This is a genomic window from Kribbella monticola (assembly GCF_003261635.1).
Classification (GTDB): domain Bacteria; phylum Actinomycetota; class Actinomycetes; order Propionibacteriales; family Kribbellaceae; genus Kribbella; species Kribbella monticola.
In genome coordinates this window covers 533,652-554,879 of the sequence record NZ_QFXK01000035.1, presented here as the reverse complement: position 1 = coordinate 554,879, position 21,228 = coordinate 533,652, and the positions used below count along the sequence as shown (strand labels likewise).

At 66.9% G+C, this 21,228-nt stretch carries 20 protein-coding genes; 8 read left to right on the top strand and 12 right to left on the bottom strand.

What is annotated here, in order from left to right; translation table 11 throughout:
• Positions 1–31: 31 nt before the first annotated feature.
• The 4 genes from DIZ26_RS28655 to DIZ26_RS28640 form a co-directional block, all read right to left on the bottom strand.
• Positions 32–727 (bottom strand): DUF3592 domain-containing protein, encoded by a 696-nt coding sequence (locus tag DIZ26_RS28655; RefSeq protein ID WP_112247008.1) that lies wholly within the window; start codon positions 725–727, stop codon positions 32–34.
• 172 nt (positions 728–899) lie between these two features.
• On the bottom strand, positions 900–2,336 hold the full coding sequence (locus tag DIZ26_RS28650) for a multicopper oxidase family protein (protein ID WP_232828657.1): 1,437 nt from the start codon (positions 2,334–2,336) through the stop codon (positions 900–902).
• On the bottom strand, positions 2,329–2,739 hold the full coding sequence (locus DIZ26_RS28645) for a hypothetical protein (RefSeq protein ID WP_112247007.1): 411 nt from the start codon (positions 2,737–2,739) through the stop codon (positions 2,329–2,331). Before DIZ26_RS28645 ends, DIZ26_RS28650 begins: the two co-directional genes overlap by 8 nt.
• The gene (locus tag DIZ26_RS28640) at positions 2,736–3,314 is read right to left on the bottom strand and encodes a DUF1707 SHOCT-like domain-containing protein (RefSeq protein WP_112247005.1); all 579 of its coding nucleotides are present in this window, start codon (positions 3,312–3,314) and stop codon (positions 2,736–2,738) included. The genes DIZ26_RS28645 and DIZ26_RS28640 overlap by 4 nt, the downstream gene beginning before the upstream one ends.
• A gap of 315 nt (positions 3,315–3,629) precedes the next feature.
• Here DIZ26_RS28640 and DIZ26_RS28635 point away from each other — a divergent pair, with 315 nt between their 5' ends.
• From DIZ26_RS28635 to DIZ26_RS28625, 3 genes are read left to right on the top strand one after another with little or no spacing between them, the layout of a single operon-like run.
• Positions 3,630–4,454 carry an ABC transporter ATP-binding protein gene (locus tag DIZ26_RS28635; protein ID WP_112247003.1) on the top strand — a complete coding sequence of 275 codons (825 nt, stop codon included), beginning with the start codon at positions 3,630–3,632 and terminating at the stop codon, positions 4,452–4,454.
• Positions 4,451–5,239, top strand: coding sequence for an ABC transporter permease (locus DIZ26_RS28630; protein ID WP_112247001.1), 789 nt, complete (start codon positions 4,451–4,453; stop codon positions 5,237–5,239). Before DIZ26_RS28635 ends, DIZ26_RS28630 begins: the two co-directional genes overlap by 4 nt.
• Complete coding sequence (locus DIZ26_RS28625) at positions 5,236–6,015, top strand: ABC transporter permease (RefSeq protein WP_112246999.1); 780 nt, start codon at positions 5,236–5,238, stop codon at positions 6,013–6,015. The genes DIZ26_RS28630 and DIZ26_RS28625 overlap by 4 nt, the downstream gene beginning before the upstream one ends.
• Here DIZ26_RS28625 and DIZ26_RS28620 read toward each other — a convergent pair.
• From DIZ26_RS28620 to DIZ26_RS28595, 6 genes are all read right to left on the bottom strand, one after another.
• Positions 6,012–7,367, bottom strand: a complete 1,356-nt coding sequence (locus tag DIZ26_RS28620) for an ABC transporter substrate-binding protein (RefSeq protein WP_112246997.1) — start codon at positions 7,365–7,367, stop codon at positions 6,012–6,014. The two genes, DIZ26_RS28625 and DIZ26_RS28620, sit on opposite strands and share 4 nt — an antisense overlap.
• 8 nt (positions 7,368–7,375) lie before the next feature.
• Complete coding sequence (locus DIZ26_RS28615) at positions 7,376–8,260, bottom strand: carbohydrate ABC transporter permease (RefSeq protein ID WP_112246995.1); 885 nt, start codon at positions 8,258–8,260, stop codon at positions 7,376–7,378.
• Positions 8,257–9,159, bottom strand: a complete 903-nt coding sequence (locus DIZ26_RS28610; protein ID WP_232828656.1) for a carbohydrate ABC transporter permease — start codon at positions 9,157–9,159, stop codon at positions 8,257–8,259. Before DIZ26_RS28610 ends, DIZ26_RS28615 begins: the two co-directional genes overlap by 4 nt.
• A gap of 13 nt (positions 9,160–9,172) precedes the next feature.
• Positions 9,173–11,293 carry an alpha-galactosidase gene (locus tag DIZ26_RS28605; protein ID WP_112246991.1) on the bottom strand — a complete coding sequence of 707 codons (2,121 nt, stop codon included), beginning with the start codon at positions 11,291–11,293 and terminating at the stop codon, positions 9,173–9,175.
• Between the two features lie 134 nt (positions 11,294–11,427).
• Positions 11,428–12,189, bottom strand: coding sequence for a nucleotidyltransferase domain-containing protein (locus DIZ26_RS28600; RefSeq protein WP_232828655.1), 762 nt, complete (start codon positions 12,187–12,189; stop codon positions 11,428–11,430).
• Complete coding sequence (locus tag DIZ26_RS28595) at positions 12,179–13,096, bottom strand: nucleotidyltransferase domain-containing protein (RefSeq protein WP_112246987.1); 918 nt, start codon at positions 13,094–13,096, stop codon at positions 12,179–12,181. Before DIZ26_RS28595 ends, DIZ26_RS28600 begins: the two co-directional genes overlap by 11 nt.
• A gap of 185 nt (positions 13,097–13,281) precedes the next feature.
• On the opposite strand from DIZ26_RS28595, the gene DIZ26_RS28590 reads away from it, so the two are divergent.
• On the top strand, positions 13,282–14,481 hold the full coding sequence (locus DIZ26_RS28590) for an SGNH/GDSL hydrolase family protein (protein WP_232828654.1): 1,200 nt from the start codon (positions 13,282–13,284) through the stop codon (positions 14,479–14,481).
• A gap of 71 nt (positions 14,482–14,552) precedes the next feature.
• On the opposite strand, the gene DIZ26_RS28585 is transcribed toward DIZ26_RS28590, so the two are convergent.
• A complete protein-coding gene (locus DIZ26_RS28585) occupies positions 14,553–16,859 on the bottom strand; it encodes a M4 family metallopeptidase (protein ID WP_112246985.1) in 2,307 nt (768 codons plus the stop codon).
• A gap of 345 nt (positions 16,860–17,204) precedes the next feature.
• Complete coding sequence (locus tag DIZ26_RS28580) at positions 17,205–18,149, bottom strand: endonuclease/exonuclease/phosphatase family protein (RefSeq protein WP_112246983.1); 945 nt, start codon at positions 18,147–18,149, stop codon at positions 17,205–17,207.
• A gap of 317 nt (positions 18,150–18,466) precedes the next feature.
• Between DIZ26_RS28580 and DIZ26_RS28575 the strand changes: the two genes are divergently transcribed.
• From DIZ26_RS28575 to DIZ26_RS28560, 4 genes are all read left to right on the top strand, one after another.
• On the top strand, positions 18,467–18,658 hold the full coding sequence (locus DIZ26_RS28575; protein WP_157979836.1) for a hypothetical protein: 192 nt from the start codon (positions 18,467–18,469) through the stop codon (positions 18,656–18,658).
• Between the two features lie 121 nt (positions 18,659–18,779).
• Positions 18,780–19,484 (top strand): GAF and ANTAR domain-containing protein, encoded by a 705-nt coding sequence (locus DIZ26_RS28570; protein WP_112246979.1) that lies wholly within the window; start codon positions 18,780–18,782, stop codon positions 19,482–19,484.
• A gap of 376 nt (positions 19,485–19,860) precedes the next feature.
• Positions 19,861–20,304 (top strand): sigma-70 family RNA polymerase sigma factor, encoded by a 444-nt coding sequence (locus DIZ26_RS28565; protein WP_232828653.1) that lies wholly within the window; start codon positions 19,861–19,863, stop codon positions 20,302–20,304.
• A gap of 16 nt (positions 20,305–20,320) precedes the next feature.
• Positions 20,321–21,136, top strand: a complete 816-nt coding sequence (locus tag DIZ26_RS28560) for a type I phosphoribosyltransferase (protein WP_112246977.1) — start codon at positions 20,321–20,323, stop codon at positions 21,134–21,136.
• Positions 21,137–21,228 lie beyond the last annotated feature (92 nt).

Below are 21,228 nucleotides of genomic sequence, written 5' to 3'. Positions count from 1 at the left end.
CGATCGCTTGACGACACCGGTTGGTCACGCGTCAGGCGAAGGCTATTGCTAAGCCTACGGCGAAGGGGATTGCCAGGCAGGCGAGGATCAGGGGGTAGGCCCACCAAGGAGTTGACCAGTCTTTGGTGGCCGAGATGATGAGGGACGGGTCGTCCGGATCGACTACCACGGCTACGTGGTCGCCCACTTGCGGAGTCGGGGTGAGGTCGTAGCCGCCGTCGAGTTCGACGGGTTTGGCGTCACTGGGGCGAGCCACCTTCACGGTCACCTCGTCGCTCTTCGACCACCTGTCTCGTTCTACCGAGACCACGACCGCCTGCTGGATCGGGCCGTGCTCGATCATGTTCTCGTAGTCGTGGCTGGACAAGACGGCGATCGGAAGGACCGCGAGGGAGCCGAGGGCGATCGATACGCCGGTCAGGACTCGAAGGGCCCGCAACAGCATTGACCGGGCGCGACGTGGAGCAGAGCTGGGCGTCGCTTCGCGACGGCGGTGGCGGGAGGCGTGGCGCTCTTCCAGCCTGTTCCACCAGGAGAACCGTTCGACCAGGAAGCGCGCCGGGTAGCAGGCGACTCCGGCGGTGGCGGCGCAGGCTAGGGGGTGGTCCCAGAAGAAGCTCGGGCGGGTGAGCCAGCCGATCAGGTAAAGGCCGCCGCCGACCGTGCAGAAGAAGACCAGGAGCAGGACCAGTTGCCAACCCTCCAGGTCGTCGTTGTCATCACTCATCGTCTGCTCACAGGGAGGTAGACGGCGCAACGTGGCAGGTCGGTTCCCCGTGGTGCGCCTGCCAGCACTGAACCGCCAACACTGACTAAGTGTCGAAACTGCCGAAAAGTTCGCGTGGACAGACGAAGCGAAGCGGATCGGCCGAGGTTGGTCAGTGTTGGCGGTCCGGTGCCTACTCCGGTTTGTTCGAGGTGGGGCCGCCGAGGCGATAGGGGGTGGTGACGCCGAAGTAGGCGAGGTGGGTCATCAGGCCTTCTGTGGCGTGAGGGAGGTTGTGGCAGTGGTCCATCCAGATGCCTGGGTTGTCGGCGTGGAAGGCGATTTCGTAGGTTTCGTTGTTGGCGACTTCTAGGGTGTCGGTCCACCAGGGGGTGCCGGTGGACGGGGTGCCGTTGCGGGTGAGGACTAGGGCGTGGTGGCCGTGGAGGTGCATGGGGTGGGATTGGCCGCTGGTGTTGGAGATTCTCATTCGGACGATGTCTCCCGCAGAGACCATGAACATGGGGACGTCGGGGTATTTGTGGCCGTTGATCGTCCACCAGAGGCCGGGTTTGCCGTCCAGGAAGCCGATGCGTCGGCCGATGCGGTAGTCGAAGGTGCGGGTGGGGCGGGCGGTCGCTAGGTCAACGTGAGAAGGCGTTCCGTACGTCAGCAGGTCGACGGTGTCAGCAGAAAGGGTGCCGGTGGGGTTGGTGCCGAAGACCAGCGATGCGGAGCCGGCGTCGAGGCGTAGGGCGCCGCCTTCGGGAACAGACGCTTCGAGATCCACGCGCGCGCCCGCGGCCAAGGGGAAGGCGGCCGTGGTGAGGGTAGGCCCGACGAGGTCGCGGCCGTCGACCGCGAGCACCTTGTACGGCGTACCGACCAGGCCCGTGCGGATCAAGGAGTTGTCCGTGTTGATCACGCGGACGCGTACCGGAGTACCGGCGGGCAAGGCGATCGATGCAGATCCGGTGTGGCCGTTGATCGTTCGTTTGCCGTCATAGGTGTGGATCGCGGCAACGACCTCACGCGCAGCACCCGGAGCGCCGATGACGAGAGGGCCGAAGAGGCCGTCGCGGACTTCCTTGCTGGACACCTGATGCGAGTGATACCAGTATGTGCCGGCCTGGGAAGCCCGGAAGCGATAGACATGCTGACCACCAACCGGTACTGCGTCCTGCGTGATGCCGGCGACTCCGTCCTCGGCATTCGGTACGTCGACCCCGTGCCAATGCAGCGTGACGCCAGACGACACCGACTCATTCACCAACGTGACCTGGACCAAGTCACCGAGCCGAGCACGAATCAACGGACCGGGAGACGTCCCGTTCAAGGTGAAGCCGTCGACCGATTCGCCACTGGCCAACGAGAACTTCTGCTTCCGCGCGACCAACATCACAACAACCGAAGGACTCCCAGCAGGACCGGCCAGGGAGGTCACACTCGTCCCACCGTGATGCTGATGCATACCCGCAGGCCCGCCGCCGTAGTCGGCGTACCCCATGTCCATCGCGGAATAGTTGCCCGGGACATGGCTGGTCGCCCAGAAGTAGCCCAGCGGCACGAGTACCGCCAGTGCTACTCCCAGGGCGATCAGCTTGCCGCGCAACCGGCGACCCTCAGACACTGGGTGCAGGGGTCGGGGACGTAGCTCGACTCGAAGCGGCTCCGGCGATTCCGGCGATCGCCAGCCCGTTGAGGCCGTGCAGGACACCAAGCGCAGGGAGGCCGAACGACACCACCGCGAGCAGGAACTGCAGCACCACCAGCCCGACGATGATCCCCGCCAGTACCCGTCCCCGCGGCACATCGGTCAGGAACGACAAGATCAGCAACACCAACGCCAGCAGCCCGATCACCGTCCCGGCGATGCTGTGGTAGCTCTCGCCGAAGTTGCTGTAGTCGGATCCGATCGTCGTCCCGTCGTCGGCGTCCTTGGCGATCGTGAAGCCGGACAGCGCGATCGACGCGACCTGCAGTGCGACCGCGATCGCGATCAGGATCGCGACGAGCCGGTACGCCGCCCTCATGCCCGCCGCTCCTGCCTACGCCGCTTCACGATGAAGATGCCCGCGGCAACCAACAGCAACGGCAGGAACGGCGGATGCCCTCCGCCCACCACACAACCGATCGAAGCGAGTACGCCGAACACCGCCAACGCGAGCAGCACCGGCAACGGCACCCGCCCCAAGAACCCCGGCCCGTACGCCGCGCGCCCGCCACCCCAAGGACCGCGAGCACCCGGCCCACCCGCATACGCCGCACGCCCGGGCCCATCAGCCCCGGCCCATCCCGGCCCAGCCCCGGCCGCTCCGGCGTGCTCCGAAGGCGCAGTCCACGGCGGACGAGCCCACCCCCACGGCCCGGCCCAGCCCTGCTCGTCACCCGGCCCACCTGCACCCGGCGTACCGGCGTACCCCTCCCCCGGCAGGTCTGTGAACAGTGCCGCGAGGTCGGCGTCGGTCTTCGCTTGCAGGGCCTCGCCGACGCGCTCCTGGTGCTCCTCGGCGCTGAGCCGGCCCGCCTCGTAGTGCGCGCCGAGCCGCGCCACCGCGGCCTCGCGCTCCTGATCGCCGATCCGCATCGGCCCTTCGGTCCCACTCATGACAACTCCTCGATGCTCGCTGGTTTTCAACTGCACCGATCGTGTCGCGCCGGCACCCCGAACCGCGTCGCCTCGGCGGCTACACCTGACCTACTCCACCCGACGCACCCTGCACCCCAGGACGCAGTACGACGTACTCCCGCTGAGGTACGCCGTACCAGGGGCGACCCAGGGTCGGACCCCGGAAAACCGGATGAGCCGCGCTCTCCTATCGGGTTAGGGTCTGACCGGGTCCGACGCGACCCCGGCAGGCTCCGGCTGATCCACTGAGGCGACTTCCCCAGTCAGCGTGGAGCCGCGGATTGGACAGATTCCATGCCCAGGAACGAGCCGGCGATCCACACCGAGGCTCTCACCAAGACCTACCGCTACACCGAGCAGCAACCCGGCCTCGCCGGCGCCGTCAAAGGCCTCTTCCGCCCGGACCGCCGCGAACGCACCGCGGTCGACAAGCTGCACCTCACCGTCCCCCGCGGCCAGATCATCGGGCTGCTCGGCCCGAACGGCGCCGGGAAGACGACCACGATCAAGATGCTGTGCGGTCTGCTCCGGCCGACTAGTGGTGAGCTCGAGGTCCTCGGTCATCGGCCGGCCAAGCGCGGCTACGACTTCCTGTCGCGGATCTCGGTCGTGTTCGGCCAGAAGTCGATGCTCTGGTGGGACGTGTCGACGTACGACTCGCTGTTGATCCATCGCGAGATGTACGCGATCCCCAAGCCGCGCTTCGCCAACACCACCAAGGACCTAGCAGAGCGTCTGCAAGTGCAGGACATCCTCAACATCCCGGTCCGGAAACTCTCGCTGGGGCAGCGGATGCGGTGCGAGCTGGTCCTGGCGCTTCTGCACGGCCCGGAACTGTTGTTCGCGGACGAGCCGACGGTCGGCCTGGACGTGGTCGCCAAGCTCAGCGTCCGCACGTTCCTCGCCGAGCTGAACCGCGACCTCGGTACGACGATCGTCCTCACCAGCCACGACATGAACGACGTCGCCGCCCTTTGCGAACGGGTGGCCGTGATCAACCACGGCCGGACGATCTTCGACGGCGACCTCGACGCGCTGCGGTCGCGCGCGGACGCGGGCGTGGACGCCGACCTCGACCAGGTGATGTCGAAGCTGTTCACCGAGGCCGCGGACGCATGAGACTCGCTCGCGTACTTCGGATACTGGTCATCCGTGAGGTCACGATCATGCTCCACTACCGCTGGTGGCTGGCCATGCTGCAGCTCAGCAACATCGTCGCACCGGCGATCTCCCTGCTCGTCTGGCGCGGCGCCATCGCGCAGGGGTCGACCCCGCCGGTCACGGAGACCTTCCTCACGACGTACCTCGTGCTGGTGAGCGTCGTCGCGATGCTGCCCAGCAGTTGGACGTCCGGCTTCCTGGCCGACAGCATTCGCCTTGGTGGGTTGAGTTCCTGGCTGGTCCGGCCGTGCTCGACCCACCTCAACGGCATCGCCAACAACATCGGCGAGAAGGTGGTGAAGCTGGTCCTGCTCGTACCACTGGTCGCCGTACTCGGCATCATCTTCCGCACCGAGGTCGAGTTGCCGCCGCTGGGCCTGCGTTGGCTCGTGTTCGCCGTGTCGCTGCTGATGGCCGGCGCGATGACGTTCTCGCTGGACATCGTCATCGGATCGCTGGCGTTCTGGTTCGAGGACGTCACGGCCGTCAACCGGTTGCGTTACCTGCTCGCCCGCATCCTGTCGGGCTCACTCATCCCCCTCGCCCTCTTCCCTGCCGCGGTCATCCCCTTCCTCAACGCCCAGCCGTTCCGCTTCATGGTGTCGTTCCCGCTCGAAGTCCTGATCGGACACCCTTCCGGCCAGGCTTTCGCCTTGCAGGTGGGCTGGTTCGCGACCTTCGTGGGCACGGCCGTCGTCAGCTGGCGACTCGGCCTGCGCAGCTACCAGGGAGCCGGCGCATGAAGAGGTACGCCCGGCTCTGGTGGAGTTGCCTACGGCAAGCAATCCGGCGCGACCTGCAGTTCCGCAGCCAGACGTTGATCAACGCGGTCGCTTCGATCGCCGAGCTCGTCCTGGGCCTGATACCGGTGCTGATCCTCACCGGTACGTCGGCGGCCGCGGTCGCCTGGAACGGTCCGCGCACGCTCGTGGTGGTGGGGATCTACGGCGCCTGCACCGGCTTGATGGATTGCTTCGTCGCGCCGAATCTCCGCCGCATCGACGGCTACGTCCGCAAAGGCGAGCTGGACCTGATCCTGATCCGCCCGGTGAACGCCCAGCTCTTCGCCACCCTGCGCTGGATGGAGCCGGCCGAGCTCGGCCGGGTCGTCACCGGCCTCGGTCTGGCTGTCGCGGGCGCCCACGCCGCCCACCTGCCGTTCGAAGCCGGCCTGGTGATCCGGGCAGCGATCTGGACGGCGATCGGGTTCGCCGGTTTCAGCGTGCTCTGGGCGAACCTCGTCTACCTCGCGTTCTGGTTCGAGAGCGCGGAGCCCATCAACGAGGTCGCCCTACAGGTCAGGGAGGCCGGCCGGTACCCGTTGACCTACTTCCCCAGATCCGTCCAGTTCGTCCTGGCGACCGTCGTTCCGGCCGGCCTGATCGCCGCGGTACCGGCCAAGGCGCTGACCGGTACCGCGACCACTTTGACGACGGGTCTACTGCTGCTGATCGCAGGCATCGCCCTCACGATCCTGCACTGGGAGGTGGCCAGTCGTCGCTACAGCAGCGCGAGCTAGGCGTTTGCCGCGAGGATCTTGTTGACGTCGTTGTTGGCCTTGATCAGCGACGACGGGTCGGAGGCGAAGGACATCACGGACTCCATCGCCGGGCTCATCACCGCGGCCACGTCGGCGGCGTTCGGGTTCGCCGGGTACGGGAACACGTTGCCCGCCTCGACCGGTTCGAGGAACGGCGTGACGTCCCAGCCGGCCTTCGCGAACGCCGCCTTGGCAGCCGGCATCGAGGCAGTAACTGCCGGGAAAACGACTCCTGCCTTGGCCACGATGTCTTGAGCGGTCTGCGAGCCGAGGAACTTCACCCAGGCCCAGGACGCTTCCCGGCGGGTGGTCCCAGCCCAGATGGTGTCCGCGAGCCCGTTCATCATCGACATGCGCTTGCCGTTCGGGCCCTGGGTGAGCCGGGCGAGCTTGGTCTTCACGCCCTTCAGACCGGCGTACGTGCCGAGCATCCAGGAGCCGTTCGGCGTCAGCCCGTACTTGCCCGCGCCGAAGCTGGTGGTGATGTCAACACCGGACTTGGCCTGCGCGTACGTCGGCATGTACCCCTTGGTGATCAGGCCGCGCCACCACCCGATCGTCTCTGTGAACTTCGGGTCGCCATAGAAGAACTTGGTGCCCCACGGCTGTCCCTCGGAGTACACCCAGCCGTTGGACGCGGCGTACCAGCTCCAGCTGGTCTGGCCGTCGGCGCCGCCCGCGTCGCTGTAGCCCAGGCCGTAGACCTTGACGTTGTTCTTGTCGAAACCGGGCTGGTCGCCGCGGCGGCCCTTGGCGTCCACGGTCAGGCGGGCGACGATCTGCTCGAAGGTGCCGCCGTCGGACGGGTTCCAGGTCATCGAGTTCAGCTGCTCGGCGGAGATCCCGGCCGCGTCGGTGAGCGCGCTGTTGTAGAAGTAGACCTCGGTGTCCCAGTCCTTCGGCAAGCCGTACCGCTTGCCGTCGGCACCGACCCAGCGATCGGCCAGCCCTTTCTGGTAGATGCTCAGATCGACTTTGTCGGCAGCGACGAAGTCGTCGATCGGCAGCACCTGGCCCTTGTCCGCGAACAGCGGGTACCGCGACGAGTGCGAGGTGAACACGTCGGGCGCCGTACCGGAGATGAAGCCGGTGACGAGCTTGTTCCAGTAGTCGTTCCAGCCGTACTGCTCGATCCTGACCCGGTACTGCGGGTTCTGCTGCTGGAACACCTTCGCGCACTCGGTGTACATCGGCAGCTGGGCGGAATCCCAGAGCCAGTAGATCACCTCGCCGGCACCACGGTCGGCCGCTCCGTTGTTGCAGCCGGCAACAGCCGAGGCGGCCAGCCCGGCGATTCCGGCCTTCAGCACTGTGCGTCTCGAGACAGTCATCGCAAGCCTCACTTGATCCCGGAGAAGCCGATGGAGTTGGTGATCCGGCGGGCGAACGCGACGAACAAGATGATCATCGGCAGTGCCGCGATCAGCGTCGCCGCCATCAGCCCGGCCCAGTCCGGTCCACCCTGTGGCGTCTGCGACCGGAAGACGCCGAGCGCGACCGTGAGCACCCGGACGTTCTCCTGCTGTCCGACCAGCAAGGGCCAGAAGTAGTCGTTCCACGAGTTGATGTAGGTGAGGATCGCCAGCGTGGTGATCGGCGCGGCGCTCATCGGGATGATGAGGCCGAAGAAGATCCGCCGGTGGCCGGCGCCGTCGATCATCGCCGCCTCCTCCAGTTCCCGGTTGATGCCGAGGAAGAACTGGCGCAGGAAGAAGATCGCGAACGGGGTCATGAAAGCACCGGGCAGGATGATGCCGGCGAAGCTGTTCAGCAGCCCGAGGTTCTTGATCAGCGCGAAGTTCGGCAACGTGGTGAAGATCGGCGGCACCATCAAGGCGGCCAGGAACAGCGCGAACACCTTGTCGCGGCCGGGCCAGCGCAACCGGGCGAACGCGTACGCCGCCATCGCGCTGAAGAACACCTGGCAGACCGTGGTGACGGTCGACACGATCAGCGAGTTGCGCAGGTAGAGCCAGAAGTTCACCGCTGCACCGGACCCACCCTGGGCCTGCGCCTCGGCGACCGACGACAAACCCAGGACGCGCTTGAAAGCACCGAGGGTCGATTCCACCGGGAGCAGCGAACTAGGGTGCCCGGGCAACTGGGTGTTGTCCGAGAACGCAGTACGAAGCATCCAGTAGAAGGGGAACAGGGTCAGGACCATCAGCACGATCAACAGCGCCCAGGCGACGATGCGGCCCAGGTTCAGCTCCGAGCGCCTCATGCCAGATCACTCTCCTTCGCCCGCAGCAACCGCAGTTGCAGCAGGGAGATGAGGGCGAGGATGGCGAACAGCACCAGCGCCATCGCCGAGGCGTAGCCGAAGTCGAAGCGGGTGAAGGCTCGCTCGTAGATGTAGTAGTAGATGACCCGGGTGGCGTTGATCGGACCGCCCTGGGTGGTCACCGCGACGGTGTCGAAGATCTGGAACGACCCGATCATGGTGACCACCAGGACCATCACGAGTACGGGCCGCAGCAGCGGCAGGGTGATCCGCCAGAACGTCTTCAGCTCGGTCGAGCCGTCCACCTCGGCAGCCTCGTACACATAGGAAGGAATGGTCTGCAGGCCGGCGAACACCAGGAGCGCCGTGTAGCCCATGTGCCGCCAGACGTTGATCAAGGCAACGGTCGGGATCGCCCAGTGCGAGTCGCCGAAGAAGGCGACCGGGTCGATCCCGACCCAGCTCAGCGCCTGGTTCACGATGCCGACCTGGTAGTCGAGCATCCAGTACCAGACCAGTGCGACCACGACGTTGGCCACCAGGTACGGCAACAGCACCACCGCGCGGACCGTGATCGACTTGGTCAGCCGGTACATCAGCATCGCGATGCCGACCGCGAGCACGGTCTGCAGGCCGATGTTGATCACCACGTACTCGACCGTGACTCCGAGCGCGTTCCAGAAGAAGCTGTCGTGCACCATCCGGTCGTAGTTGTCCAGCCCGGTGAACTTCGGCGCCGACAGCAGGCTGTACTCGGTGAAGCTCAGGTACGCGCCGCGGAGCGTGGGCCAGATGTAGAACACCACGAATCCCAGCGTGGCAGGAGCGAGGAAGATCATCGCGACCTTCAGATCCCCGAGACTTCGTCGTTTTCGAGGGGGACTCGTCGTCACGGTCACGGGCGATCTCCTTCTAGTCGATGGCCAGAACTTCCAGCAGTACCGCGCTTTCCGGCCACTGGGCCGGTATCTGTACGCCGACGGCCGCGAGCGCGGCGCCGTTCAGCTCCACGCCGTCGGTCCACCAAGGCGCACTGTTTCGCGGCTCCGCACCAGGCGTGGCCAGCTTCCCGACCCGGTAGACCCGGTCCTTGGCCAGCCCCGGCAACCGCACCCGGCCCACCTCGGAAGTGATCGACTGAGCCAGCTGTACGGCGGAGTACACCGCGCGCGACCCGTCCTGCGCGACCACCCCGTGCAGCAGGAAGTCGTCCGAGCCACGATCGGCACGGACCACGCGGCCGGTGTGCAGCAGCGGCCGGAGTTCCTTGTGCAGCGCGACCCAGCCCGCCAGTTCCGCGCGCTCCCCGGCCGACGCCGTGCTGATGTCCCACTCGATTCCGAAGTGTCCGAAGATCGCGGTGGCAGCGCGGAACGCGAGACTCTGGGTCCGGCCGGTGGTGTGTGCCTTCGGCGGGCCGACGTGGCAGCCGATCAGCTCCGGCGGCAGCAGCAACTGCGTGTACCGCTGGATCTTCTGCCGCTCCAGGGCGTCGTTGCTGTCACTGCCCCAGACCCGGTCGGTCCGTTCCAGGATGGCGAGGTCGACGCGCGCACCGCCGGACGAGCAGGACTCGATCTCCAGACCCGGGTGCCGCCGCTTCAGCTCGTCGAGCAACCGGTACACCGCGAGCGTCTGCTCGTGGATGCCGGCCGTCCCGGTCAACTGGTTGCCGCCGTCAACGAAATCGCGGTTGTGGTCCCACTTCAGGTAGCTGATGTCGTACTCGTTCAGCAGGCTGTCGAGCCGCTCGAGCAGGTAGTCGTAGGCGCCCTGAATGCCGAGGTTCAGTCCCTGCTGGTGCCGCGCGGTCGGCGGCATCCGGTTGCCGGCGGCAAGGATCCATTCGGGGTGCTCGCGGGCCAGGTCGGAGTCGGGGTTCACCATCTCCGGTTCCACCCAGAGACCGAACTGCAGGCCGAGCCCGGTGACGTGGTCGACCAGCGGGTGCAGCCCCTTCGGCCAGATCCCCTCGTCGACGTACCAGTCGCCCAGCCCGGCATGGTCGTCGCGGCGGCCGCGGAACCAGCCGTCGTCGAGGACGAACCGCTCGGCGCCGACCTCGGCCGCCGCGTCCGCGAGCGACTTCAGCTTGTCCAGGTCGAGGTCGAAGTACACGGCCTCCCAGGTGTTCAGTACGACGGGCCGCGCGGTCGACGGGTGCGTCGGCCGGGCCCGCAGGTACTCGTGGAAGCGGGTCGACACCTGGTCGAGGCCCACTCCGTACGAGCCGTAGATCCACGGGGTCGCGTAGCTGCCGCCCGATTCGAGGCGGCCCTCGCCGGGAAGCAACAGCTCGCCACCGCCGATGACGGCGAACCCGCTCATCCCGCGTTCGGCGTACGAGCGGTGGTTGCCGCTCCAGGCGGTGTGGACGCCCCAGATCTCGCCGGTGCCGAAGTCGAAGCCGGGCGTACCGGCGTACAGGAGCAGTGTGGCGTCGGCGCCGGTGCGGCCGCGGCGGTTGTCGCGGACGTGCAGGCCCTGGGTGAACGTGCTCCGCTGCGGGTGCCGCTCACCGATGTGCCGGCCGGTCAGGTCGAGCAGCTCGGTCGCCTCGGTCGGTACCGGCAGGGCCAGTACCAGGCCGTCCACCGTGTACGGCGAATCGCCCGTGTTCGTCAGTTCGGCCTTGGTTCGGACGAGCCCCGAGTCGGTCAGCTCGATCACCAGCGCGAGTCCGAGCCCAGCCTGCGCGTCGCTCGCGGCGACCTGGACCGTGTCGCCGGCCTGGGCCACTTCGCTGAGCTGGAACGACGCGGAGAAGTCCTGGCCGTCGCGGTGACCGTTGAGCCCGGGCAGCCCGAACCAGCCCGAGGAATACTCCGGGACGATCGCGACCGGCTGGTTGTCGTCGAGGCCGTTGCCGACCTGGACCGCACCCGCGCCACGCCTGAGATCAACCAGAGCAGCATCGCTGAGCTCACCGAGATCCGCGCCCCAGTGCAGCACGGACGGCAGACCGGGACCGGAGCAGTCGAGCACGAGACTCACGCCCGCCGAGCGCAGCTGCAGCACCTTGATGTTCGACACTGTTGATTCACTCTGCCTTCTGATTGATTTCAGGACGGAACTATTTACCCTACCGGCAGGGATGTCAATAGCTTCACGCGGTTAAGTAAATACTCTAGAGCCCGCATCCGCGCCTGCCCAGAGGCGAGCGCGCACTAACGCGCAGCGAGGCGGGTACGAATCAGCAGCTCGTTCAACGCCGGCGCCGCCGAGGGCTCGTCCGGCAACTTCGACTGGGACTCGGCCGCGTCGAGCACTGCCTGCAACCGCACGACATCGCGCTCGATCACATCGAAGGACGGCCCGGCCACGGGACCGTGCTCGATCTCCGCCTTGGCGGCCATCAGTTCCGGCAGGTACGACGGGCCGTCGCCAAGCAACTCCCGCAGATCCGCCTGCACCTCGCCCGTGCGCATCAGATGGATCCCGGTCAGGAGCACCCGGAACGTGTAGAGCAGCGGCTTGAGTTCGCCTGTCTTGCCGAACAACGCCCACTGCGTCTTCCCGAAGCCCCGGTAGTGATGCCCGTGCCCCTTCGTCAGGCATCCCGGCGCCAGCGCGACCAGTTCCTCATGCCCGGCGCTGGTCATCACGACCAGGGGCGAGAGCACCTGCTCCAGCACGTAGCCGTTGCGGCGCAGCATCAGCCGGAGGAACTTCGCCAGGTCGTGGGTGACGAGGTCGACCTCGGCGTCGTTCTGGAACCAGGTCCGGTCGAGTGTCTCCGGGCCTGTGGTCAGCCCGAGGACCTCGGCGGCGGGAAGTACGTGGACGCCGCGCAGGTCGACATCGGAATCCTTCGACGGGAAGCCGTAGAGGTGGGCGCCGGAGACAGTGGCGAAGAGCAGGTCGTACGGCTGGTCGCCGACGATGCCGCGGAGCTCGGCGTAGTCGAGCGTTCGCATGTCACGCGTCACCGATGCTCCTCTTCCGGACCGACCTGAGCCAGGCGTCGACCCTACCGACATCAGGTGTTGCCGGCAGCACCGTTTTCGCGAGTGCGCGATCGAGTTCCTCGTGCAGGGACAGCCGCCAGCGTTCCACGTCGGGCCAGCGGCACTCGCCTCGCTTGATCGCCAGCAGACGTTCACGATCTCCGCCGACGTCGACAATCAACTTGCCCTCAGCAAGCAGAGTGCGGGCTGCCAGCAACAATCTGAGCAGGTGCATGACGTGCTTCCACTTCGGCGCGCCGTCGCGCCGGAAGTCCGCCTCGAGTTTCTTGAACTGGCTCAGCACATACCCGGAGTACGTCTGGTACGCGAGCTGCGAAAGGAACGCCTGTCGCAGCTCCACCAGCTCCTCGCCCAGCGGTGTCTGCCGGACCACCAGCGGTGAGTGCAGCACCTCGAGCAGGTTCGGATTCGCCTTCAGGGCAAGCTCGCAGAACCGCTCAACCTCCCACGAGAACCATTCGGGATCCGGCCCGTCGACATGCATCGGCGGCTTCGCGAGCGACCAGAACGCCGCGGTCGGTGCGACGTACACGCCGCGCGTATCGGTGTCGGACGAATCCGTGGCGAGCCCGAACGCACGCGAGCCGACCACCGCGGCGTACACCGTGTGGTCCCGCACCAGTTCGTCGCCGTCCACCTGCGCCACGGCGACCGCCTCGTCCTGGTACGCCGTACGCAGGCTGAGCTGGTCGCGACCGGCGGTGGCGTCGCGTCCGTCGACGAGGTGCACCAGGTAGCGGCCGTCCGGGGTGACCCCACTGACCCGGCCGGTCGCGCCACGCTGGGCGGTGCCGCCGTCCGAGTCAGGCCGGGCGACCCGCAGTACGACCTGTGTGCCGACCGGCAACTGCGGACCCTCCACCGACATGCCGCCATGCTCTCGCATCGCGGGTCCGGGCCGCAGCGGATTGGCATGATCGTGACAGTGCGAGAACATGCCAGCACTCTCGGTCTATCCGAAGGCGTTACCCGGGAGTAGATTCCCGAGCCAGGTGGCCGGTCACGGGGTCCGACGGCCGCCGTCCGCCCCTTCGTCCGAGATGAGGCCAACCGGTGAAGATCCATCGCAGTTCGTCCGTCGCCAGTGCATTCCTGCTGACAGCCGCCGCCCTGGTTGTCAGCACGTCCACCGCCCACGCCGACGGCCCAGGCGCCGGTACGCCGTACGTCGTGTCGGTCGGCGACTCCTACATCTCGGGCGAGGCCGGCCGCTGGGCCGGTAGCTCGAACAACTCGGAGACGCCGGCCGACGCGCTCGGCGCGCACGCCTACCACGACAACGCCGCCGGTACCGGCGAGACGATCCCCAAATGCCATCGCAGCCGGTCCGCCGAGGCGTACATCGGCGGCGGCGTCGGCGGGATGAACCTCGCCTGCTCCGGCGCGAGCACCGGCACCACCACCGGTGACGACTTCAAGCCCGGCCTGGACTTCTACGACGACGGCAACGGCCACCTCGGCCAGGCGAAACTGCTGCAGCAGTTCGCCGCCACCCACAACGTGAAACTGGTGGTCGTCTCGATCGGCGGCAACGACTTCAACTTCGCCTCGATCGTGACGTCCTGCGTGACCGACTTCCTCACCTCGCCGACCTGGTTCAAGGACTACTGCAAGGACGACTCGTCGGTGGTCGCGAACTTCACGACCGCCAACATCACCGCAGTACGGGCCCGGATCGCCACCTCGTTCCAGAACCTCCGGACGGCGATGCGCAACGCCGGGTACGCCGACAACGCGTGGACCCTGCAGGTGCAGACCTACCCGTCACCGATCCCGGCCGGCAGCGGCTTCCGGTACGGCGAAAGCGGCTATGGCCGACAGAACACCGGCGGCTGCGGCTTCTGGAACGCCGACGCAGATTGGGCCAACAGCACCGCCTTGGCGACCATCAACAACACCGTCCGCGCAGCGGTCGGCCAATCCGGCCTGTCGAACACCCGGATCCTCGAACTTCAGTCGGCCTTCAACGGCCGCCGCCTCTGCGAGTCCGGCGTCGGGCTTTACGAGGAGACCGGCTTGTCGTCGTGGACCCAGCCGGCCGCCGTCGACAGGACCGAGTGGATCAACCAGATCCGCACGGTCACCACGATCGGCTCGGACTACTTCATCCAGGAGTCCCTGCACCCCAACTACTGGGCCCAACTCGCGCTGCGCTCCTGTATCCGGCAGTCCTACACACTCAACCACGCGGGCACCTGCACTATCGCCGGTCCCGGCCTCCTCAACGGCGAACCCCGGATGTCGTTGAGCTGAGCAACCAAAACACCGGCCCCCTCACCCTTGGGGGGTGAGGGGGCCGGCTGTTACTGGTCGTGCCCTGTTCGTCAGCTCAGGTTGAGGCCTGTGTCGTCGACGACGAACGAGGTCTGGAGCGAGGAGTCCTCAGTGCCGGTGAAGCTGATCGAGACCGTCTGGCCCGCCAGCGACGACACGTCGAACGACTTCAGCGAGTAGCCCGAAGCCTTGTTCAGGTTCGAGTAGGTCGCCAGGGTGGTCGAGCCCGCCTTCACGGTCAGCTTGTCGTACTGAGTCGTGGTGGTGGTCTCGGCCGAATCGATGTGCAGGTAGAACGAGAGCACCGCGTGGCAACCGGCCGGAATCGCGACCGACTGGCTCAGGGTGTCGGTGTGGGTGGTGCCGTAGCCGTCCATCCACGCCTTCCAGGAGCCCGTGTGGGCGGCCTGGCTGGGCGAGTTGTCGATGACGCCCGCCGAGGCCGACCACGGCGTCGCCGTACCGGTCTCGAAGCCCGGGTTGCCGAGCTTCTGGCCCGAGCAGCTGCCGCCGCCACCACCGATGGTGATGGTGAAGGTGGTGCTGCCGGAACCGCCGGCGCTCGCGGTGGCGGTCGCCGTCACGTTGAAGGTGCCGTTGGCGGTCGGGGTGCCGGAGATCGTGCCCGTGGAGGAGCCGATCGTCAGACCACCCGGCAGACCGGTGGCGGACCAGGTGTACGGCGCGGTGCCGCCGCTGGCCGACAGCGTGAACGAGCTGATCGGCGTACCGACGGTGCCGGTCTTGTTGCCCGGGTTGGTGACGGTGACGCCACCGGTGCTGCTACACGTCGGGTCGCCGGCCTGGGCCGGAACGCTGACCGCGTCCCACGCCGCCTTGACGGTGTTGAACTCGGTGCAGCTCGGGGAGTACAGGTTCTTGGCCGCGGTCAGCGTCCAGGTGCGGTACTTCAGGTACGAGCTGCTGCTCGTCTTCATCAGCATCGCGTTGTACATGATCTTGATGGCCTTCTGGATACCCAGTCCGGTCACCGAGGAGTTGTTGCAGGTCGGAACGTTCGGGTTGCCACCGCTGCCCTGGGAGACCAGGACGAACCAGTGGTCGCCCGGACCGGCGGCGGCGTGCACCTCGGAGCCCGGGATCGAGCTGGAGTAGCAGTTCGGGTCGCCGACCTGCGACGGGTCGTACATGTTGCGGATCGGGCCCTGGCCGACCAGGTTGACCTCCTCGCCGACGAGGAAGTCCGGCGGGTCGTAGGCCGAGCCCTGGTTGCTGTAGAACTCGGTGCTCGCGCCGAACGTGTCGGCGACGAACTCCTGCGTTCCGGAGCCGGAGATGCCGCCCGGGGTGTGGTCGTCGATGCCGTGGCCGAGCTCGTGGCCGACGACGTCCAGCGAGCCGATCCACTGGTTCGCGTTGTTGTGGCCGACCTGGACCTGGGAGCCGTCGTAGTAGGCGTTCACGTCGGCCAGGCCGACGCGGATCGGCCAGCCGCCGCCGTTGCCGTCGAAGCCGTTGCGGCCGAGCCAGTCAGTCAGCATGTGCCGCTCGGTCTGGGCCGTGTAGAGGGCGTCGACACAGCCGGTTTCCCTGCTGGTGGCGTTGCCGTTGCCCCAGTTGTCGTCCGGACCGGAGAACGTGGTGTTGTTCGCCGCGTCCTGGCAGGACTGGTTGGTGGTGTTCGGGTCCTTCATCGAGTAGGTGCTGCCGCTGAGCGTGGTGTCCAGGTGCACCGGGTTCGGGCCGCTGTACGCCGCCGTACCGTTGCCTGCCATCACGTGCTCTTTGGTGCTGAGCACCTTGCCGGTCTTGGCGTCGACGTACACCGACAGGCTCGACGGCTCCTTGCCCTTGAAGCCGGTGACGCGGGACTGCCACGCCAGGGTCGGCTTGCTGCCGAGCGCGTAGACGGCCAGCGTCGGCTGGGTGCTGGAGGTGACCTTCTTGAGCTGCTTGGTCGCGGTCGCCTTCGCGGCCGCCGCGGTGATGCCGGCGGTCGTGGACAGGTCCGGGATCGCGACGGTCTGGGCGACCGAGGTGCTCTTGACGGCACCGTGCTCGTCGGTGACGACCACGAAGTCACCACCGATGACCGGCAGACCCTTGAAGGTGCGGTCGTACGGGACGTACTGCAGACCGGTCTGCTCGGAGATGACCGGCTTGGCGATGAACTTGTCGCTCTTGCCGGCGTGCAGTCCGGCCGGCAACTGCGACACCAGCGACGACGCAGCCTGGGCGGCCAGCGTCTTCGACTGGGCCTGGGTAGGCCTGGGTGGCGGTGCTGCACTCGGCGCGGCGGTGGACGTCGCGGCACCGAGCCCGGCGACGGAAACGACCGTCAGACCGGTGACCGCCAGATAAGTGGCGGTCTTTCGGGAACGCTGAAACAAGACCATGGGCGTGGCCCCTTCAGGAAATGGTGCTGGGCGGGTTGCGATGCGCCGGGCTGGCAGGCGGGTGCACCTATTCCGCCTGGAACGCTCCGGATACCACCGGGCCTCACTACTTCCTTTACTCCTCTTCCAACGCCGGTGGATCGCGGGGGGACACTATGCCCGTCTCATATCATGGTCAACGCCCATTACTGCCGTTGGCACAAGCGAGACAGTTGACTGCGTTGTCAGCCGAGAAAAGAGCGTTTTCCCGGGATAAAGCAGCTGATTGCTTCCGCCGATCGGTGACCTTTTTTCCGAACCCGGGCACGCCATTGCCAACGGCCGACTGTTGCCTCGGTCCGGCCGCTAGTTCTGGATGCTGAGCTCCGCTGTGCCGGTGATGATCCGGTGGTCCGAGCACGCGGCGCCGGCGCAGTTGTGCGAGATGGCCAGTGCGTCGGCGGAGTACGGGCCGGCCAGGTGGTTCTTCCGGACGAACATCAGGTCGATCTTCGTCGGTTGGTCGCAGGGGCCGTCGTTGTTGTTCTCCGTGGTGGCTTCGCCGTAGCCGGGGCAGGTCGCCTCGGTGTCGTCGAGCTCGCGGTACTGGCCCCGGTTCTGCCGGTTGTTGACGGTGTCGAGCTCGCTGTCGTACCAGTCGTCGAGGCGGCCGAAGTTCGGCTGCGCGTTGAAGTCACCGGCGATCAGCGTGGTGTCGCCGTTGGAATTCTGCTGCTCCAGCCGGCTGAGAATTGTCTGCAGCTGCGCGAGATTCGCATTGTCGTGCCGGCCGTCGGCGGTCGGCAATTGCGACGGCGTGACATGCGTGCCGCAGAACCGTAGGTGCGGCTGGGCGATCAAAGGCGCGCAAAGCAACTTCCGCTGTTCCTTGCTCTGATCCTGCGGCAACGTCACCGCTTCGACCGGGCCGAGCGGGAACCTGCTGAAGATGGCCACGCCGAACGGCTGGTTGTTGCACTTGTCGGTGCGCTGCCGCTCGAAACGGGAGAAGTTGGTGGTGTCCTGTGGCCACCCGGCGTCCGCGAGCCTGCTCTGGATCGCCTTGTACTGCTGCCAGCACAACTCGTTCAGTACGACGAAGTCGGCGCCGCGAGTCCGGATCGACGCGACCGCACCGGCGACCATCCCGTTGTCGGTGAGAGCGCGATTGATCTCCCACCCGGCGACGTTCCAGCTCCACACGGTGTACGTGCCCACCACCGTCGTACCGGCCGCGGTCGCCACGGGTGGAACCGCACCGACGGCAACCAGCCCGATCAGGGCAGCGAGGATTCCAGCAAAACGACGCATTGGCTCTCCTTGGGCGGGCGAAGGTCTTCGAGATAATATCGATCTCATACTATCCGAGCACCGTATCACCCGCCAGGACGTCCTGCGCGGCTGGTGCGCCCACGGGTGGACGCGCCGCGGGAGGAGCGTGTCGAAGTCTGTGCGTAGGGTGATGGGGACCGTTGGCTTTTCGGATTCGCCAGTAGGGTGTGCCGCCTGCGGTGATTCACGTCCCGGCCCGTTTGGTGGCCGTGAGAGCGGACGGTCCGGTGGACCATGACGATGAGCGCGGGCCTGTTCCCGGTTTCGATCACCTTTTACCCACCTGGGCTCTTGCTGTGGCCGAGGGGGTCCTGCTGGAGCGATACGGGATCCCGGTCGAGCTGGCCAGGGCGCTCATCGAGGCGCGTGCGGCGGCGACCGGGCTGTCACCCGATGAGGTGGCCCACCGACTCTGCGCCACCGGCGTACTGCCCGAGGGTCCGGGCGACGACCGTGACGGATATTCCGCGCCTGAAACGGACGCATAAGTTTGCCCGGGTACGGCGCGTGGGACCAGATAATTGGGGTGAGCGGGGATTCCGCCCACGTACCGGTGGCTCAGCCTTGAGGGTGAGCCACGATTGTCATGGTTTCGCTGAGGAGTTGTCGATGACCCTGGATCCGTCGGACGACCTTGCCGCGGTGATGACCGCGGCCGCGGCGGCATTGAAGGCACCGATCGATCTGGCCAAGACGCTCGAGCATCTGCTGGCCAGTGTGGTCGACACGGTGCCGGGCGTCGATCAGGCGAGTTTGTCGATCACGACCCGGGACGGCCGGATCGAGACGCTGGCGCCGACCGACGAGCGGGTGGTGCTGGCCGACCAGCTGCAGTACCAGCTGCTCGAAGGGCCCTGCCTGGAGGCCGCCCTGTCGGAACCGGTGGTCGAGGCGGCCGACCTCGCCGGCGACCCGCGCTGGCCGCAGTACGGACCGAAAGCCGCGGCGCTGGGTTTCGGCGCGCAGATCGCCTTCCAGTTCCGGGCCGAGCCGCACGTTCGCGGAGCGCTGAACCTGTACGCCGACAAGCCACACAGCCTCGACTCGGACACCCGGGCCCTGGGCGCGCTGTTCGCGGGGCTGGTCGCGGTCGCGATGGGCTGGTCCCGCCAAGAAGACACCATGAACCAGGCCCTGATCACCCGGAACGTGATCGGCCAGGCGGTCGGCATCGTGATGGAGCGCTACACGCTCACGCCCGACCGCGCGTTCGCGTTCCTGGTCCGGACCTCCCAGGACAGCAACACCAAACTCAGGATCGTCGCGGAAGAGATCGTCACCGGCGTCATCACCAGAGCCTCGAACCAGAACTGATCATCGGCGGCGTGCAGGCCCGGACATGAGCAGTCCCGGCGCTGCTTTTCAACGCCGGGACCTGGAGTCACCGAATCCTCGAGTACCCGGCGCTCGTGTGGGGTCAGTGCCCCCTGGCGACGCGTCGTACACCGACACGTCAACCATTACCTCTATCGCTGCCCTCTCGCCGAGCGTTACGAGCACCACCAGGCCCGGCGCAGTACGCCGACGATCGCGCTCGACCAGATCTGGACCGGGCTGAACCTTTTCCGGGCGGGCCCGCTCTTCTAAGGGTGTGACGAGAGGAGAGCGTGGATGCGACGCGACGAGGAATTCACGCAGTACGCCGCGGCGCGGCAGCAGCGGCTGTTTCAGCAGGCCTACTTGCTGTGCGGTGACCGGCACAGTGCTCAGGACCTGGTTCAGGCAACGCCGCCGCCGTTCGGGTCCAAGGGGTGAACTGCTGAAGCTCTACCGAGCGTGGCCGTCAGCGCGGCGGGCCGACAACATCGACGCCTACGGGCGCAAGACGATGGTCCGCACCTACCTCGACGGTGAGCGGCGGCGCCGGCGCGAACTGGACTGGTTCCGCAAGCCCGACGCCGCCCGGCCGGAGACCTCGGTCGAGCTGCGGATGACCATGCTGGCCGTCCTGGCCGAACTGCCGGCCCGGGCCCGGGCGGTCGTCGTACTGCGGTATTGGGAGGACCTCAGCATCGAGCAGACGGCCGAAGTCCTCGGCTGCAGTCCAGGCACCGTGAAGAGCCAGTCCGCCCAGGGCCTGCAGAAGCTGCGCGACCGGCTCGGTGGCGACTTCTCGGCCTTGTCGGCCATCTGAAACCTCAGGAGGAGATATGACGTTCGACATCAAACAGGAACTGGCTCGCACGCTCGACAACGTCGAGCCGATGCCGGATCTGATTCCGGCGGTCCTGGCCCGGGGCCCCCGCATGGTCCGGCGACAGCGCGTCCTGCTGGGCACCGGTGCGGTCCTGTCCTCGCTGGCAGTGGTCGCGGGCGGCCTCACCATCGCGCCGCTGGTTCGGACCGAACCGCCGGTCACCGCGCCCGCAAGCACGTTGCCGCCGATCCCGGAGGTCATCGGATACAACGAGTTCCTCCGGTACGCCGCGGAGACGCTGTCGGCACTACTGCCGGAGCAGTTCGACGCGGTCCAGGTCGATCACCAGGGAGGCCTGACGGTCGAGGCCGGCGGACTGAAGTTCCCGATCACCTTCGAGCTGTCCGAACCGATGGCCGATTTCCCCGCACCCGGAACGCGCTGCGCCGCGCCCGCGACCCATCTCAAAGGCAACTACAAGATCGAGCCCGACCACGACGCGTGCCAGGTCAAGCAATTGGCCACCGGCGGCCTCGCAGTCGTGCGGCTGTCCAGCGCCAGTGAGAAGCAGACGACCAAGAACGGCGTCGTGACGCTCGAGCCGACTGGGCCTCGGACAGCGACGTTGAACGTGGATCACCACGGACTGGGGCTACGGCTGGCCATTTTCCCCGACCAGGGGCAGAGCACCGCACCGATCACCGGCGACCAGTTGCTGGCGATGGCATCCGATCAGCGCATGACGCAGCTGCTGGACGTCTGGTCGACCCATCTCTCGTCGACGTACCAGTGGGTGAACAAGCCGACCACGCCCCCGACACCACGCTGACCGGCGGCAGACGGGGCTGCCGACTGCGTTGGAAAGTCGACTCCGCTGAGCCGTCGGGGTGGTCGTTGTGGAACGAGAAAGTGCCTGGTCAG